General features: G+C 35.2%; 10 protein-coding genes. 6 read left to right on the top strand and 4 right to left on the bottom strand.

Annotated features, from left to right (window positions below):
• Nucleotides 1–65 precede the first annotated feature (65 nt).
• The gene (locus PHR76_RS00290; RefSeq protein WP_300057055.1) at nucleotides 66–2,858 is read left to right on the top strand and encodes a tail fiber domain-containing protein; all 2,793 of its coding nucleotides are present in this window, start codon (nucleotides 66–68) and stop codon (nucleotides 2,856–2,858) included.
• A 128-nt stretch (nucleotides 2,859–2,986) separates the two neighbouring features.
• On the opposite strand, the gene PHR76_RS00285 is transcribed toward PHR76_RS00290, so the two are convergent.
• Nucleotides 2,987–3,592, bottom strand: coding sequence for a superoxide dismutase (locus PHR76_RS00285; RefSeq protein WP_300057052.1), 606 nt, complete (start codon nucleotides 3,590–3,592; stop codon nucleotides 2,987–2,989).
• A gap of 103 nt (nucleotides 3,593–3,695) precedes the next feature.
• Here PHR76_RS00285 and PHR76_RS00280 point away from each other — a divergent pair, with 103 nt between their 5' ends.
• The 5 genes from PHR76_RS00280 (at nucleotide 3,696) to PHR76_RS00260 (ending at nucleotide 13,214) form a co-directional block, all read left to right on the top strand.
• Nucleotides 3,696–6,848 carry a UvrD-helicase domain-containing protein gene (locus PHR76_RS00280; protein ID WP_300057049.1) on the top strand — a complete coding sequence of 1,051 codons (3,153 nt, stop codon included), beginning with the start codon at nucleotides 3,696–3,698 and terminating at the stop codon, nucleotides 6,846–6,848.
• Nucleotides 6,849–6,860: 12 nt separating this feature from the next.
• A complete protein-coding gene (kbl, locus tag PHR76_RS00275) occupies nucleotides 6,861–8,054 on the top strand; it encodes a glycine C-acetyltransferase (protein WP_300057046.1) in 1,194 nt (397 codons plus the stop codon).
• Between the two features lie 111 nt (nucleotides 8,055–8,165).
• Nucleotides 8,166–9,548 (top strand): OmpA family protein, encoded by a 1,383-nt coding sequence (locus PHR76_RS00270; protein ID WP_300057043.1) that lies wholly within the window; start codon nucleotides 8,166–8,168, stop codon nucleotides 9,546–9,548.
• A 63-nt stretch (nucleotides 9,549–9,611) separates the two neighbouring features.
• Nucleotides 9,612–12,365, top strand: coding sequence for a PD-(D/E)XK nuclease family protein (locus tag PHR76_RS00265; RefSeq protein WP_300057040.1), 2,754 nt, complete (start codon nucleotides 9,612–9,614; stop codon nucleotides 12,363–12,365).
• Between the two features lie 6 nt (nucleotides 12,366–12,371).
• Nucleotides 12,372–13,214: a mechanosensitive ion channel domain-containing protein gene (locus PHR76_RS00260; RefSeq protein ID WP_300057037.1), complete on the top strand. Its 843-nt coding sequence runs from the start codon at nucleotides 12,372–12,374 to the stop codon at nucleotides 13,212–13,214.
• Here the strand turns inward: PHR76_RS00260 and PHR76_RS00255 are convergent, their stop codons facing one another.
• From PHR76_RS00255 to PHR76_RS00245, 3 genes are all read right to left on the bottom strand, one after another.
• On the bottom strand, nucleotides 13,215–13,997 hold the full coding sequence (locus PHR76_RS00255; protein WP_300057034.1) for an alpha/beta fold hydrolase: 783 nt from the start codon (nucleotides 13,995–13,997) through the stop codon (nucleotides 13,215–13,217).
• A gap of 145 nt (nucleotides 13,998–14,142) precedes the next feature.
• On the bottom strand, nucleotides 14,143–14,946 hold the full coding sequence (locus PHR76_RS00250) for a TIGR00266 family protein (protein ID WP_300057031.1): 804 nt from the start codon (nucleotides 14,944–14,946) through the stop codon (nucleotides 14,143–14,145).
• A gap of 139 nt (nucleotides 14,947–15,085) precedes the next feature.
• Nucleotides 15,086–16,378, bottom strand: coding sequence for an aminopeptidase P family protein (locus tag PHR76_RS00245; protein WP_300057029.1), 1,293 nt, complete (start codon nucleotides 16,376–16,378; stop codon nucleotides 15,086–15,088).
• Nucleotides 16,379–16,414: the final 36 nt, after the last annotated feature.

The raw sequence follows: 16,414 nt of genomic DNA, 5'->3' as shown, positions 1-16,414 counted from the left end.
CTTTTTTCCTATCCTATCCATAAAATGTTATAGAACTTCACCTCGTAATTTTAAAAATTAAAATCGTGAGGTTTATACAGTTAATCTTCTTATTATTTACTACAGTAGTTTTTTCTCAAGTAGGTATCGGTACCACGACACCACAAGCAAGGTTAGAGATTCAGTCTAGTAATGCCGCAATGCCGTCACCAACAGATGGTGTATTAATTCCTAAAGTAAATACATTTCCTGCTACCAATCCAACAGCAGCACAAAACAGTATGCTTGTCTATTTAACCACTGCTGTAGGTAGCAGTCTTCCAGGATTTTACTACTGGAATCATGCTTTGTTGAATTGGAAACCATTAGAAAATGATGGTAGTGGAAAAGATTGGCAAATCACGGGTAATGCGGGTATTGTGGATGCTACACACTTTATTGGAACCACAACAAATGCACCGCTAAACTTTAGAGTTAACAATATAAACTCAGGAAAAATTCAGTCACAAACTCCTTACACAACATCATTTGGACATCGAAGTTTATTAAATAACCTTAATGGTCAGTATAATGCAGCAATTGGATATAATGCAATGCAACTAAACACCACCGGCTCTCAAAACACTGCCGTGGGTGCTTTTTCATTATTCTCAAACACTACAGCTAATAACAATACCGCTGTTGGTGCCAGTGCTTTATTCCTAAACACCACCGGTATCGGAAACACCGCAATTGGCTTTTCGTCCTTATATAGTAACACTACTGGAAGTAACAACAATGCTATAGGTATTGAAGCGTTATACAGTAACACAACCGGTAATCAAAATACCGCCACTGGACAATATGCCTTAAGAGAAAACACTACAGGAAATTACAATATAGCAATTGGTTATAGAGCCCTAAATAATAACACCGATGGCGGTCAAAATACTGCCGTAGGTTACGAGTCGCTTGTTAACACCATAAGTGGAAACAATAATGTTGCACTAGGTTACAGAACATTAGCTGCTAATACCACAGGTGCCCAAAATACAGCAACCGGATCTCAAGCTTTATTAAGCAACACCACCGGAAATTTTAACGCTGCCAATGGCTATAGTGCACTTCAGTTAAACACCACGGGTTCTCAAAATACCGCAAATGGTAATTATGCTCTTGGTTCAAACATCAACGGGGTTTATAATACTGCCATGGGCTATAATGCCTTATTAAATAATACATCTGGAAGCAGAAACGCTGCTCTAGGTTCTAGAGCTTTATATAGCAGTATTACTGCAAATAATAACAATGCCATAGGTTACCATGCATTATACAGTAATACTTCTGGAAGTTTTAACGTGGCAAATGGACCTGAAGCTTTATACAATAATACCACCGCTAACAGTAACAATGCAATTGGCTATAGAGCATTATACAATAATACCACAGGAAGTTTTAACGTAGCAAATGGTTTTAATGCCTTGTACAACGCCACAACAGCAAACAACAATACAGCCATAGGTTATAGAGCCCTATATGCAAACACTATAGGAGATGAAAATACTGCAATAGGAAACAGTGCATTAAATGCTAACACTACGGGCGATTTGAACACAGCTGTAGGCTCAAATGCTTTAAACAACAACACATCAGGGCGACTCAACACTGCACTAGGATATCATTCCCTAAGTAGCAATACTACTGGAACAGTCAATACAGCGACAGGTTATAGAGCTTTAAACAGTAATACAACTGGTTCACGAAACACGGCTACAGGTAGTGGTGCTTTAAGAAGAAATACCATAGGATATGCAAATACAGCCTTTGGAATTAATGCACTAGAAGAAAACATAACTGGAATAGATAATACAGCCATTGGTACAAATGCCCTAAATAATAATACCATTGGTGAGAGAAACACTGCCGTAGGGTACCACGCTTTATATAACAACACAGAGGGGGAATTAAACACTGCTCTCGGTAATTCAGCATTGTCAAGTAACACCACCGGAAGATTAAACACGGCCATCGGAGTATCATCATTATACAGTAATACTACCGGCTACAGCAACACGGGAATAGGAATGTCTACCTTATATTATAATTCTACTGGAGTATACAATACCGCAACAGGAAACGGTGCATTATATAGAAATACCACTGGACAAAACAATACCGCTAATGGAACAGATGCCTTACGCAATAATTCCACAGGAGCAGAAAATGTAGCAATCGGACAAAATGCATTATTACAAAACCTTACAGGCTATTATAATACCGCACTAGGAGTCCGCACATTATATGTAAACACTACAGGGTCATACAATACAACAATAGGTTACAATGCCTACCCAACTACAAACAATCTAACTAATTTTATTGCTCTTGGATATAACGCTGGCGGGGTAACGTCAATAAGTAATTCTATCGACATAGGAAACACCAGTATCACAAGAATAAGAGGACAAGTTAACTGGACAACCTACAGCGACCAAAGAATCAAAAACAACATCCAAAACAACGTCCCAGGACTAAGCTTTATAACAAAGCTACGTCCCGTTACATACAACCTCGACATCCAAAAACAAAACCAAATTGTCTACCAAAACAAAGAGGAAGCTAATGAAGAATTCGAAGGAAAATACCACATCGAAAAAATAAAACAGACTGGGTTCATCGCTCAAGAAGTAGCCCAGGCAGCCCTCGAAAACAACTTTGAATTTTCCGGCATCGATACACCAACAGACCAAGCCGAACTGTACGGTCTTCGCTATGCAGAATTCGTCGTCCCACTCGTAAAAGCAGTACAAGAACAACAAGAAATCATCGAACAACAAAATCAAATTATAAAAATTCTAGAACAAAGAGTAAAAGCAATAGAGGAAAAGCATAATAAATAGCTGCTGAACAGTAAAAGAACTAGAGATGAACCCTTTTAAGCTATACCCCTTAAAATTTTAATCAAATAAAAAACCGCCTCAACTATCAGTATTGAGGCGGTTGCTTTTTAATTGCATTTAATTCTTAATTATTTTTCTAAAGCATATCTTCTAGAAACTTCTTCCCAATTTACAACATTAAAAAAGGCTTGAATATAATCAGGTCTTCTGTTTTGATAATGTAAATAATAAGCATGTTCCCAAACATCCATTGCTAAAATAGGTGTTCCGCCGCAGCCTACACCTGGCATTAAGGGATTATCTTGATTTGGTGTTCCACAAATTTCTAATTTTCCGTCTTTCACACACATAAAAGCCCAGCCAGAACCAAATTGTGTTGCTCCTGCTTTTGAAAACTTTGCTTTAAATTCTTCAAAAGAGCCGAAAGCGTGATCAATAGCGGCAGCTAATTCGCCTTTTGGTTCGCCGCCACCATTCGGAGACATCACTGTCCAAAATAAATTATGGTTATAAAAACCACCACCATTATTACGGACAGCGGCATTAGATTTATCTAAATTGATTAGTATATTTTCTATATTTTTTCCTTCCATATCCGTACCAGCAATAGCAGCATTCAAATTATTTGTATAGGCAGCGTGGTGTTTTGTGTGGTGGATTTCCATCGTTCGAGCATCAATATGAGGCTCTAAAGCATTATATGCATAAGGTAATTGTGGTAATTCAAAAGACATAGTATAAATTTTTAAGTTAGACAATAGTTCTTCAAATTTAAACAATTAACTTTGGAATATAAAATTCTAGTTGTTATAGTTTTATTAATTTACATTTTTAACTTTGGATAAAGTTGCTTTTTCAATTTACGATGCCTCGGCTGGTTCGGGGAAAACATTCACGTTGGTCAAAGAATATTTAAAAATTATTTTGACTTCGCCAAGGGAAGATGCCTATAAATCAATTTTGGCGATTACGTTTACCAATAAAGCGGTAGGCGAAATGAAATCACGTGTTTTGGACACGCTTTCAGAATTTGCAAAAGAAGAACCCAATGCCAAAGCAATGAACGTTTTAGAAGCCCTAATCGAAGAAACAGCTTTAGATAAAAAGGCAATTCACAGCAAATCAAAAGCAATTATTCGAAACATTATACATAATTATGCCGCTTTTGATATTTCAACGATTGATAAATTTACGCATAAAGTCATTCGAACATTTGCCCATGATTTAAATCTGCCATCCACTTTTGAAGTTTCTTTAGAAACCGAAAGTTTACTACAAGAAGCCATTGATGCCATTATTGCTGAAGCAGGAACAGATGAAACGCTCACCAAATTATTAGTTGATTTTACCTTAGAAAAAACAGACGATGATAAATCGTGGGATGTTACTCGCGATATTAAAGAAGTTTCGAAATTATTAAATAAAGAAAATAATCGGAATGAATTAGAGCACTTTAAAAACAAACAAATACCCGAATTTGTAGAGCTCAAAAAAACCGTTCGCGACAAAATAAAAGTTTTAGAAAAAGAGAGTGTTGAAATTGGCACACAAGCTTTTCAATTAATTTTAGATAATCAATTAGATAAAAAATCGTTTAATCGAGGAACCGTATATGCTTATTTTGAAAAAATAAAAGCGGGTGATGTTTCGCTGAACGACAGCGTTATCGGTTATTTAACGGAAGGGAATCGGTATGCCAAAAGCATTCCTGAATCACAAAAAATGGCAGTAGATGCTATAGCTTCTCAACTTTTGACCTTTTATTCAGACCTTGAAACGTTGGTAAAAGAATATTTGTTGTACCATGCCTTTTTAAAAAACATTACACCTTTATCCTTGCTCAATCGTGTCAGTCAAGAATTGCATAAAATTCAAGAAGAGCAGAATATTCTTTCTATTTCTGAGTTCAATACGATAATTCACAACGAAATTCAAAACCAACCTGCTCCTTTTATATATGAACGGATGGGCGAACGTTATAGACATTTTTTTATTGATGAATTTCAAGACACGTCACAAATGCAATGGGAAAATTTATTTCCGTTGATTAATAACGCCCTTTCGGGCGAAGAATTATCTGGCGAAAGAGGTTCTTTACTCATTGTGGGCGACCCCAAACAATCCATTTATCGTTGGCGTGGTGGAAAAGCCGAACAATTTATTGAGTTGAGCAAAAATAAGAGTCCGTTTGCCAATCCAACAAAAGAATTAAAATCCTTAAAAACCAATTGGAGAAGTTATTCGGAAATTATCGATTTTAACAATGCTTTTTTTAAATTTATTGCTCAAGATTTTGAACATCCTGATTATAAAGATCTGTATGAAAACCATAGTCATCAAGAAAAAAATGATAAAATAGGCGGCTATGTAAACCTTACCTTTATTCCGTCTAAACAAAAAGACGACGACGAATACAATAAAGATGACTTATACTTAAATGCCGTTTTAGAAACGTTAACCAAAGTGCAAGCAGAAGGCTTTACATATCGCGACATCGTTGTTTTAACTCGAAAAACAGATGCCGGAATAAAAATCGCAACGTTTTTAACCGAACACGGAATTCCAATTGTTTCTTCTCAATCGCTTTTATTACAAAATTCAAAAGAGGTGAATTTCATCATCACCTTACTTCGGTATTTAAAAAATGAAAATGATAAGGAGTCGAAAGCTCATGTTTTGTATTATATAGGAAAACAAAACGGTCAAACCGATAAACTTCATGATTTCATTGCACACGGAATGGAATTAAAAGAAGAAATCGCTTTTGAAGCTTGGTTAACTTCGTTCGATATTCGGTTATCTTTTTCGCAACTCAGAAAAAAAGCCTTGTATGAAGTGGTAGAAGAAATTATTCACGCCGTTATTCAACCAACCATTTCCAACGCATATGTGCAAGATTTTTTAGACCGAGTGTTGGAGCGAAGTGCCAAAAACCAATCTGGCATTGCTGATTTTCTTATGTATTGGGATGAAAATAGTGAAAAATTTAGCATTCCTTCTCCAGAAGGAAATAACGCAATTCGCATCATGACGGTACATAAATCGAAAGGATTAGAATTTCCTGTTGTTATTTTTCCGTTTGCCGATGAAGATTATTCTAGAACCCCAAAAGATAAGTTGTGGATTGAAGCTGAATCATCTTTAATAGCATTGCCTAAAATATTAGTAGATAATAATAAAACGGTAGAAAGTTTAGGAGAAGCGGCCGCTCAAGTTTTTCTGCAGAAAAAGGAAGAAGAATTACTAGATAACACTAATATTCTATATGTAGCCTTAACCCGAGCAGAAGAACAATTGTATATTATTTCAGAAATGAAATTATCGGTAAAAGAGGAGCCGCCACAAAACAATATGGCTGGGTTTTTTATTCGGTTTTTAATGTATCAGGGAATTTTTGACAAAAACAAGTTTGTATATGAACAAGGAATAGGTAATCGAATTTCTTCGCCAAGCAAAAAAACAATGGAATTAACGCCAATTGCTGTAGTAAAAACCTTACTAGAATCAAATGCTATTAAAATCGCTCAACGCGAAAGTTTGATGTGGGGAACACATCAACAAAAAGCCATCGAATACGGAAATGTAATTCATGAAATTTTAGCACATATTAAGTCTAAAAAAGACATCGGTTTAACTGTTGAAAAAGCAATTGAAGAAGGTTTGATTACTTTTGGACAACAAAAAGAAGTGGTATCAATTCTTGAACAAGTTTGTTTACATCCCGATTTGCAAATGTATTTTGAAGAATCGAATAACGTTTTAGCCGAACAAACAATTTTAAGAAAATCGGAGAGCTTGATTAAACCCGATCGAATCGTTTTTAATTCGCAAAATCAAGTGCTATTATTAGACTATAAAACAGGTGATAAACATCAAAAACATCAAAAACAATTAGAAATGTATGAGTCAGCAATAACTAACATGGGCTTTCAAGTCGTTAAAAAAGCCTTAGTTTATATTGGTGAGAAATTGGAAATAGTAACTTTGTAAAAAAACAAAACAATGTATAGCAAAATCAAACAACACTTACAAAAAGAATTGCAAACCATTGAAGACAATGGGATATTCAAGAAAGAGCGTATTATTACATCGCCTCAAGGAGCAGAAATTACAATTTCTACGGGTGAAAAAGTCTTGAATTTTTGTGCCAATAATTATTTAGGATTATCGTCGCATCCAGCCGTAATTCAAGCAGCAAAAGACACCTTAGACTCTCATGGATTTGGTATGTCTTCGGTTCGATTTATATGTGGAACCCAAGACATTCATAAAAAACTGGAAGAATCTATTGCACGTTTTTACGGAACGGAAGACACTATTTTATATGCAGCAGCTTTTGATGCCAACGGCGGTGTTTTTGAGCCTTTATTAGGAGAAGAAGATGCTATTATTTCGGACAGTCTAAATCATGCATCCATTATTGACGGAGTCCGTTTGTGTAAAGCAGCTCGATATCGATATGAAAACAGTAATATGGAAGATTTAGAGCAACAACTCATCAAAGCAAACGAACAAGGACATCGTTTTAAGTTAATCGTAACCGATGGTGTTTTTTCTATGGATGGACTCGTAGCTCCCTTAGATAAAATTTGTGATTTAGCCCAAAAATATGATGCGTTAGTAATGGTTGATGAATGTCATGCAGCTGGATTTATTGGAGCAACAGGAAAAGGGACAATGGAGGCAAAAGGTGTTTTAGGCCGTGTAGATATTATTACTGGAACTTTAGGAAAAGCATTAGGTGGGGCAATGGGCGGCTATACTACCGCTAAAAAAGAAATTATTGAAATTTTAAGACAACGATCACGACCGTATTTATTTTCTAATTCGTTGGCTCCAACTATCGTGGGAGCTTCTATAAAGGTTTTTGAGTTGTTAGAAAATGACACCACGTTACGCGATCAATTGGAGTGGAATACGAATTATTTCAAAAAAGGAATGAAAGATGCTGGTTTTGATATTATCGATGGTGATTCAGCGATTGTCCCTGTAATGTTGTATGACGCAAAATTATCGCAAGTCATGGCAGACGAATTATTGAAAAAAGGCATTTATGTAATTGGCTTTTTCTTTCCGGTTGTGCCCAAGAACAAAGCGAGAATTAGAGTGCAATTGTCGGCAGCACATACCAAAGAACACCTTGACAAAGCGATACAAGCTTTTATAGAAGTAGGAAAAGCACTGAAGGTTATCTAATAACTGTTTAGTATTCTTATTAAAATATTTAACATTAAATTTTGTAGTTAATTTAAAACACCTTATTTTTGCAAGTAATAAACAATATATTGTAACAAAACAAAATCAAGTATGAAACATCTTAACAAATTAGTTTTAGCTATTTTTATGTTTGCGGGTCTTAGTTCGCAAGCACAAGATAGTAATAACCCTTGGTCTCTGGCTTTTGGGGTTAATGCATTAGATGGTGGTCGTGTGAGTGCCGCCGGAAGCGTTGCAGATCAGTTTTCTGAATATTTTAACGCGAAAGATTACTGGAGCATGGTTCCTTCTGTTTCTTATGTGTCAGTTTCTAAATACGTTGGAGACAATTTCTCTTTCGGATTAACAGGATCTTTCAACAGATTAGAAAAACTTGTTCTTCCTAGAGTAGGTGGCGAATATGTTGTCGCTACAGTAGACGAAATGTATTATGGAATTGATGCTGTTGTAAATTATAGTTTCGGAACTTACTTAAATGCTTTCGAACCAACTGCACACGTAGGTGGAGGTTATACTTTCATTGGTGATTACAGTGGTGGAACAGTTAATGGAGGTTTAGGTTTAAACATCTGGTTATCTGAAAAAATTGGTCTTACTCTTCGTTCAACTTACAAATATTCATTTGATGATGTAAGAACTGAGATGCCAACACACATGCAACACTTTGCGGGTGTTATCTTCAAATTTGGAGGTAAAGATACTGATGGAGACGGTATTTATGACAAAGATGATGCTTGTCCAGATGTATTTGGTTTAGCTCAATTCCAAGGATGCCCTGATACAGATAGTGATGGTATTGTAGATGCTAGTGATGCTTGTCCAGATGTATTCGGTTTAGCTGAATTCCAAGGATGTCCTGATACTGATGGTGACGGAATTGCTGATAAAGACGATTCTTGTCCAGACGTTAAAGGTCCTAAAGAATTAAACGGTTGTCCTGATACTGACGGTGACGGAATTGCTGATAAAGATGATAAATGTCCAGACGTTAAAGGTCCAAAAGAAAACCAAGGTTGTCCATGGCCAGATAGAGACGGTGACAAAGTATTTGATAAAGATGACAAATGTCCAGACGAGCCAGGAACTGTTGAAAACAATGGTTGTCCAGAAATGAGCGAAGCGGTTATTAAATCTTTAAATGATTATGCTAAAACAATTTTGTTCGAATCTGGTAAAGCTGCTTTCCAACAAAGAACATTCACAGTTTTACAAAATATTACTGGAATCTTAAAAGAATATCCTAGTGCTAAATTCTCTATCGAAGGTCATACTGACAGTGATGGTAGTGATGCATTAAACCAAAAATTATCGGAAGATAGAGCTGCTGCTGTAAAAGATTATTTAATCGAAAACGGTATCAATGCTTCTAGATTAACTTCTAAAGGATTTGGTGAGTCAATGCCAATTGATTCTAACAAAACTAGAGCTGGTAAAGCTAATAACAGAAGAGTTGAAGTGAAATTAATAAAATAATTTTCTTCTAAATATATTTTAAAACGTCTCGATTTATCGGGACGTTTTTTTTATTTTTATAAAATGAAAACAATTCCTTTTCTTTCTACGCTAGCCCATCATATCTTGAAACACCATTCCACAAAGATGGAGTGCTTAACTGTTGTTCTTCCTAATAAACGAGCAAAAGTGTTTTTGCTGGAAGAATTAAAAAAGGGAATTCAACAAAACAGCTTTGCTCCAAAAATTGTTAGTATTGAAGAATTTGTGCAAGACATTGCTGGAATTCGTTCTGCCGATGCAATCACACTGTTGTTTGAATTTTATACGCTTTATTTATCGCTTACGCCAAGTAAAGAACAACAAGCCTTTGAACAATTTTCAAATTGGGGAAAAACCTTGCTACACGATTTTAATGAAATTGACCGCTATCTTTTAGAACCAAAACATGTTTTTTCTTATCTAAAAGATATTGAAGCCATCAAACGATGGAACTTAGAGGCAGAAGATAAAACGAAATTGATAGATAATTATCTTCAGTTTTGGGAAAAAATGCCTTTGTATTATGAAGCATTCTATGATTATTTAGTTAAAAAAGGAATTGGATACCAAGGTTTGATCTATAGAGAAGCTGTGGATAATCTAACTCATTTTTCGTCGAATAATACGTCGAATCATTACATTTTTGCAGGTTTTAACGCACTTAATCAAGCAGAAGAAAAGATTTTCCAACACCTTTTAACCCAGGAACTAGCAACTGTTTTGTGGGACGTAGAAGAAACATTTTTAAACGACCCTTATCACGATGCCGGATTGTTTGCTCGAAAAATTAAAAAAAGCTGGCCTTTTTACAAAAACAACCCCTATCAATGGATTTTTAATGAATTTAAAGAATCAAAAAATATCCACATCATGGGAACGCCCAAAACCATCGGGCAAGCAAAATTAGCAGGTCATCTTATTGAAACTATTGCTGCAGAAGAATCGTTAGAAAACGTAGCGTTGGTGCTTGGACAAGAGGAATTGTTAATTCCGTTGTTGCATTCGTTACCGCAATCGGCTTCTAAACTTAATATTACGATGGGTTATTCAGGTAAAAATAATCCAGCCCAATTACTTGTTTCAAAATTATTTCGAATGCATCAAAACGCATTTAAACGCAGTGCAACAAGTTATATGTTTTATTACAAAGACATTTTGGATGTGCTCCAAAATCCTTTGGTGGAGCCATTTGTAGGAGCAAAATCTTTAATTAGCCGAATCAACCAAAATAATTACACGTTTGTTTCTTATGCCAAAGTAATTGAACTTAATGAACAACCGACCCCGTTTTTTTTGCTTTTGATGGAAAAATGGAATAGTAATCCAACGGAAATCTTGGCTAAGATTACCACTATCTTATTAGAAATAAAACAGTTTTTACAAACTCAATCTGCTGAAGATAAAATTACAGTAAGTTTTTTATATGCTATTTTTAAGATTATAAATAAGTTAACCAACTTTTGTACAGAGCACTCGCATATTAATTCTATTGAAGGATTGTTTGCCCTGTACAAACAAATTGTTGATTTGGCCGAAGTCTCTTTTGAAGGAGAACCCTTGGAAGGACTTCAAATTATGGGTGTTTTAGAAAGCCGGGTATTAGATTTTGATACGGTAATCATTACTTCTATGAACGAAGGTGTTTTTCCAGCAGGAAAATCTCAAAATTCATTTATTCCTCTTGATGTAAAACGAGAATTAGGTTTGCCTACGTTTAAAGAAAAAGACGCTATTTATACCTATCATTTTTATCATTTATTGCAACGGGCAAAAACCATTTATTTGCTTTATAATACAGAGGCGGAAGGACTTGATGCAGGCGAAAAAAGTCGGTTTATTACCCAATTGGAAGTTGAAAAACAACCCAATCATGTGATTTCACATCAGCTTTACAATGCCGTTTTACCCGAAAAGGCAAATGAATTAATGCTCGTTCCTAAATCTGATTTAGTGCTGCAGCGATTGAAAATAATGGCAAATGAAGGATTTTCGCCTTCTACTTTAACGACCTATATCCGAAATCCAATCCAATTTTATTTTCAACGGATTTTACGCATTCGCGAGACAGAAGAGGTAGAAGAAAATATTGCGGTGAACACACTTGGAACTATTATTCACGGAACGTTAGAAGAACTCTATAAACCATTTTTAAATGTTTTTTTGACGGTTTCAATTGTAGATTCACTATTTTTATTGGTTAATGAGGAAGTCTTTAACCAATTTAAAAAAGAATACAAAGAAGGCGAAATCACCAAAGGGAAAAACCTTTTAGCTTTTGAAGTAGCTAAACGCAACGTTTTTAATTTTCTACAACAAGAAAAAAAAGCGTTGGAACAAGGGGATGCAATTAAAATCCTCTTTTTAGAGCAAAACTTTAGTCAAGAAATCGTAGATAACAGATTGCCGTTTCCTGTAAAAATTAGAGGAAATGTAGACCGAATTGAACTGCGAAACGGAACACTTCGCATCATCGATTATAAAACAGGAAAAGTAGAACAACCGAGTTTATCTATTCAAGGTTGGACGGGATTAACGGAAGACATTAAATATGACAAAATCATTCAATTAATGTGTTATGCCTTGATGGTTCAAACTGAATTTCCCCAGCAAGAAATGGAAGTAGGCATTATTTCCTTTAAAAATTTAAGAGCGGGTTTTATGCCATTTCAAATTAAAGAAGGACGAGAAGTGGTAACTCATTTGGTTAATAACGAAGTTATAGAAGATTTTAAAACAGAATTAATTCAGTTGATTAATTTAATTTTAGATGAAAACATACCTTTTGAAGAAAAATAAAAACAAATGGAAAAATTAAACGAAAAACTAACAGAAGCCTATACCTATTTTCAAGAGAACTGGTCGGTTTTAGTAGTGGCTTTTAGTGTTTTAATTATCGGAATTTTATTGGCAAATCTTATCAGTAAAGTACTCACGAAAAGAATAAAAACAAAAGTAACCAGCAGTTTGTCTGAATTGTTTATTGCTCAAATTATTCGTATTATTTTAAAGGTGATTACCTTTTTGTTTTTTCTTAGTTTATTGGGATTCAATGATATTACAACTAAGATTTTAGCAGGAGCAGGAATCTTAACCTTTGTGATTGGTTTTGCTTTTAAAGATATTGGCGAAAACTTTTTAGCCGGGATTATTTTAGCCTTTAAAAGTCCGTTTTTAGAAAATGATTTGATAGAATCAGAAGGAATTGTGGGCTATGTGAAGGAATTGCGAATACGAGAAACGCTAGTGAAAACAACCGATGGTAAAGATGTTTTTATTCCAAACTCTCAAATTCTAAAAAACCCTTTAATTAATTATACGTTAGACGGTTTTTTACGGTATGATTTTAAACTTGGTTTAGATTACAGTAGTGATGTAAAAAAAGCGATACTTCTTATTTTGGATACATTACAACAAATAGAAGGTGTAGTGAAAGTAGATAAAATTCCAACTGTTGTCATTGATGAATTGGCGGCGAGCACAATTAATCTAAAGATTTTCTTTTGGATTGATACCACAAAGTCGAGTTCTAAAACCTATCACATGAATATTAAGAATGTGGTGATGCAGCAGGTTTTATTCCGATTAACAGAGGAAGGTTTTGAAATGCCGTCTGATATTGTAGAAATTAAGCAATACAAAAGCTAACTAAATTGGTTTTAAAAAAGCCAATAAGATTGTTTTCAATTCGGCTTGATTTTCAATGTGCGTCATGTGACCGTCATCGAAAGCAGCAAATGCAACCTTCGTATTTTCAATTTGTGACAACTGTTCGTCAAAATCTAAAACAGGATCTTTTTTTCCTAATATAAGAAGCTTTGGGAAGTTAGTAAAATGTAAAAGCACTTCACGGTCTTTCCTGACTTTCATTCCTTCTAATGCGGCCACAATACCTTGTAAAGGCGTTTTTAATGCTTCTTTTCGCACAAGTTCGATGTCTTCAAGTAATTTTTTACGATTTTCTTCACTAAATAAATTGGCAATCGACATTCGCACAAAAGCGGTATAATTTTGCTTAACGGCTGCGATGGCTCTATCGCGATTTAGTTTTCGCTCGTCGCTATCCGCTCGAGCGGTCGAATTGAGTAAAACTAATCCTTTCATATAATCAGGATATAATTCGGCGAAAGCCAACGCAATATAGCCACCCATGGAATGTCCGATAAGAATGGCTTTCCGAATTTTTAAATCATGCAACACTTGATGAACCATGTCAGCTTGGTCTTCCATGGTATGAATGTAGCCTAAACAATCCGTTCCTCCGTGACCTAACAAATCAATCGCGATAACCCGATTTTTTTTAGAAAAAAGTTCAATATAGGAATTCCACATGCTTAAATTTTCCAAAAAACCATGTAATAAAACCACTACCGTACCTTTTCCGGTGTCGGTATAATTGATTTTGGTGTTTTTGAAAAAGGTTTGTTTCATGTTTTGACTGTCATTTTAAAAAGGATTTCAAAAATAAGACATCCCAATCAATTTCTGAATTATTGTTGATAAAGTTTGACAAACAAAAGAGCCAAGATTAGTTTACTCGTTGGAAATAATATGATTTGTTGTGTAGTTTTTAAAACTAAAACCGATTATCACCATCTAATAAATTACCTAAACCGTCTAATAAGCTTCCTTCTTCGCGATTTTTTCCACCCGATTTTGGTGCGGAAGCAATAATTCTATCTGCTAATCGAGAAAAAGGTAATGATTGTATGTAAACAGTTCCCGGACCTTTTAAAGTAGCATAAAATAATCCTTCGCCACCGAAAAGCGAATTCTTGATTCCACCTATAAATTCAATATCATAATCAACGTCTTTTGTAAAACCAATAATACAACCAGTGTCAACTTTGAGTACTTCACCAGGAGCCAATTCCTTTTTTGCCATTGTTCCGCCAGAATGCACAAACGCCATGCCGTCTCCTTCAATTTTTTGCATGATGAAACCTTCACCACCAAAAAGTCCGCGACCTAGTTTTTGGGAGAATTCAATTCCGACAGAAACACCTTTGGCAGCACAGAGAAAAGAACTTTTTTGACAAATAAATTTTCCTTGAAACTGCGTTAAATCAATCGGAAGAATTTTTCCAGGATAAGGCGAGGCAAAAGAAACTTTACTTTTGGTTTGACCTTGGTTTAAAAAAGCGGTCATAAATAAACTTTCTCCGGTAAGAACTCGTTTTCCAGCATTCAAAAGCTTGCCAAACAAACCCGAATTTTGTTGCTCCGAGCCATCACCAAAGATGGTTTGCATTACAATGTGGTTTCCCATCATCATAAAACTTCCCGCTTCGGCTACCACAATTTCTTGTGGGTCCAATTCGATTTCAACATACTGCATTTCTTCTCCAAAAATCTGATATTCAATTTCGTGTGCTTGCATAATTTCTATTTTTTAAGTGTATAAAGTAAGTCAGAGTTTAATTTAGAATGTTACAATGTTCAGAACATTTTGTTTAAAACAAAAAAACGACCCACATTCCTACAAGTCCCCTTTTAAACTTTTAAACTCTTAAACCAAACTAACTATTCATAATCGATTCAATTTCTTCTACTTCAACCGGAATGTTTCGCATTAAATTGAACGGTTCACCACTTTTTTGAATCACTACATCATCTTCCAAACGAATTCCAAATCCTTCAGCTGGAATATAGATGCCTGGTTCAACTGTAAAAACCATGTTGGCCTGCATTGGTTCGTGTAATAAACCATAATCGTGGGTGTCCAAGCCCATGTGATGCGAAGTTCCGTGCATAAAATATTTTTTGTAGGCTGGCCATTCTGGATTTTCGTTTTGCACATCGGCTTTGTCCAATAAACCCAAACTTAACAATTCAGAAGTCATGATTTTACCAACTTCTATATGGTATTCTTTCCATAAAGCTCCTGGAACTAACATTTTTGTGGCATCATTTTTAACCCGTAAAACGGCATTGTAAACCTCTTTTTGTCGGTCTGAGAATTTTCCTGAAACAGGAATTGTTCTCGTCATATCACTCGAATAATTGGCATATTCCGCTCCTACATCTAATAAAATCAAATCGCCTGCTTTACATTGTTGGTTGTTTTCAATATAATGCAACACATTCGCATTGTTTCCCGAAGCGATAATCGGCGTATATGCAAAACCTTTTGAGCGATTGCGTAAAAATTCATAAGCAAATTCGGCTTCAATTTCATATTCCATGACGTTCGGTTTCACAAACGAAAGGATTCTACGAAAACCTTTTTCGGTAATATCACATGCTTTTTGAATTAAATCCAACTCTTCGCTTTCCTTGATAGAACGAATCCGTTGCAAAATCGGATTGCTTTTTTCCACTTGATGAGCGGGATAATTTTGTTTCCACCATTTGATAAAACGGTCTTCACGGGTTTCTGTTTCAACCGACGAACGGTAATGTTCATTGGTGTTGAGGTACATTTTATCCGCATAAATCATCACTTCTTTCAATGTTTTATGAAAATCTTGCACCCAAATCACAGTCTTGATGCCAGACACTTCAAAAGCTCGTTCTTTAGTCAGTTTTTCACCTTCCCAAATGGCAATGTGGTCATTGGTTTCTCTAACAAATAAAATTTCTTTTAAGTGTTCATACGGAGCATCTGGAAAAAGCAATAAGATACTCTCTTCTTGATCAACCCCTGATAAATATAAAATGTCGCGGTGTTGTGCAAAAGGCAAGGTAGAATCGGCACTAACCGGATAAATGTCGTTTGAATTAAAAACAGCAACACTATTCGGCTTCATTTGTGCCATGAATTTAGCACGATTTTTAATGTATAAATTGCGGTCGATTGGATGGTATTTCATAATAGTTGTATTAGAATTTTATATGATTATCCAAAA

Source organism: Flavobacterium sp., assembly GCF_028689845.1.
GTDB lineage: Bacteria > Bacteroidota > Bacteroidia > Flavobacteriales > Flavobacteriaceae > Flavobacterium.
Note: the sequence above shows the minus strand (reverse complement) of the source record. Positions and strands in the feature narration are given on the sequence as shown.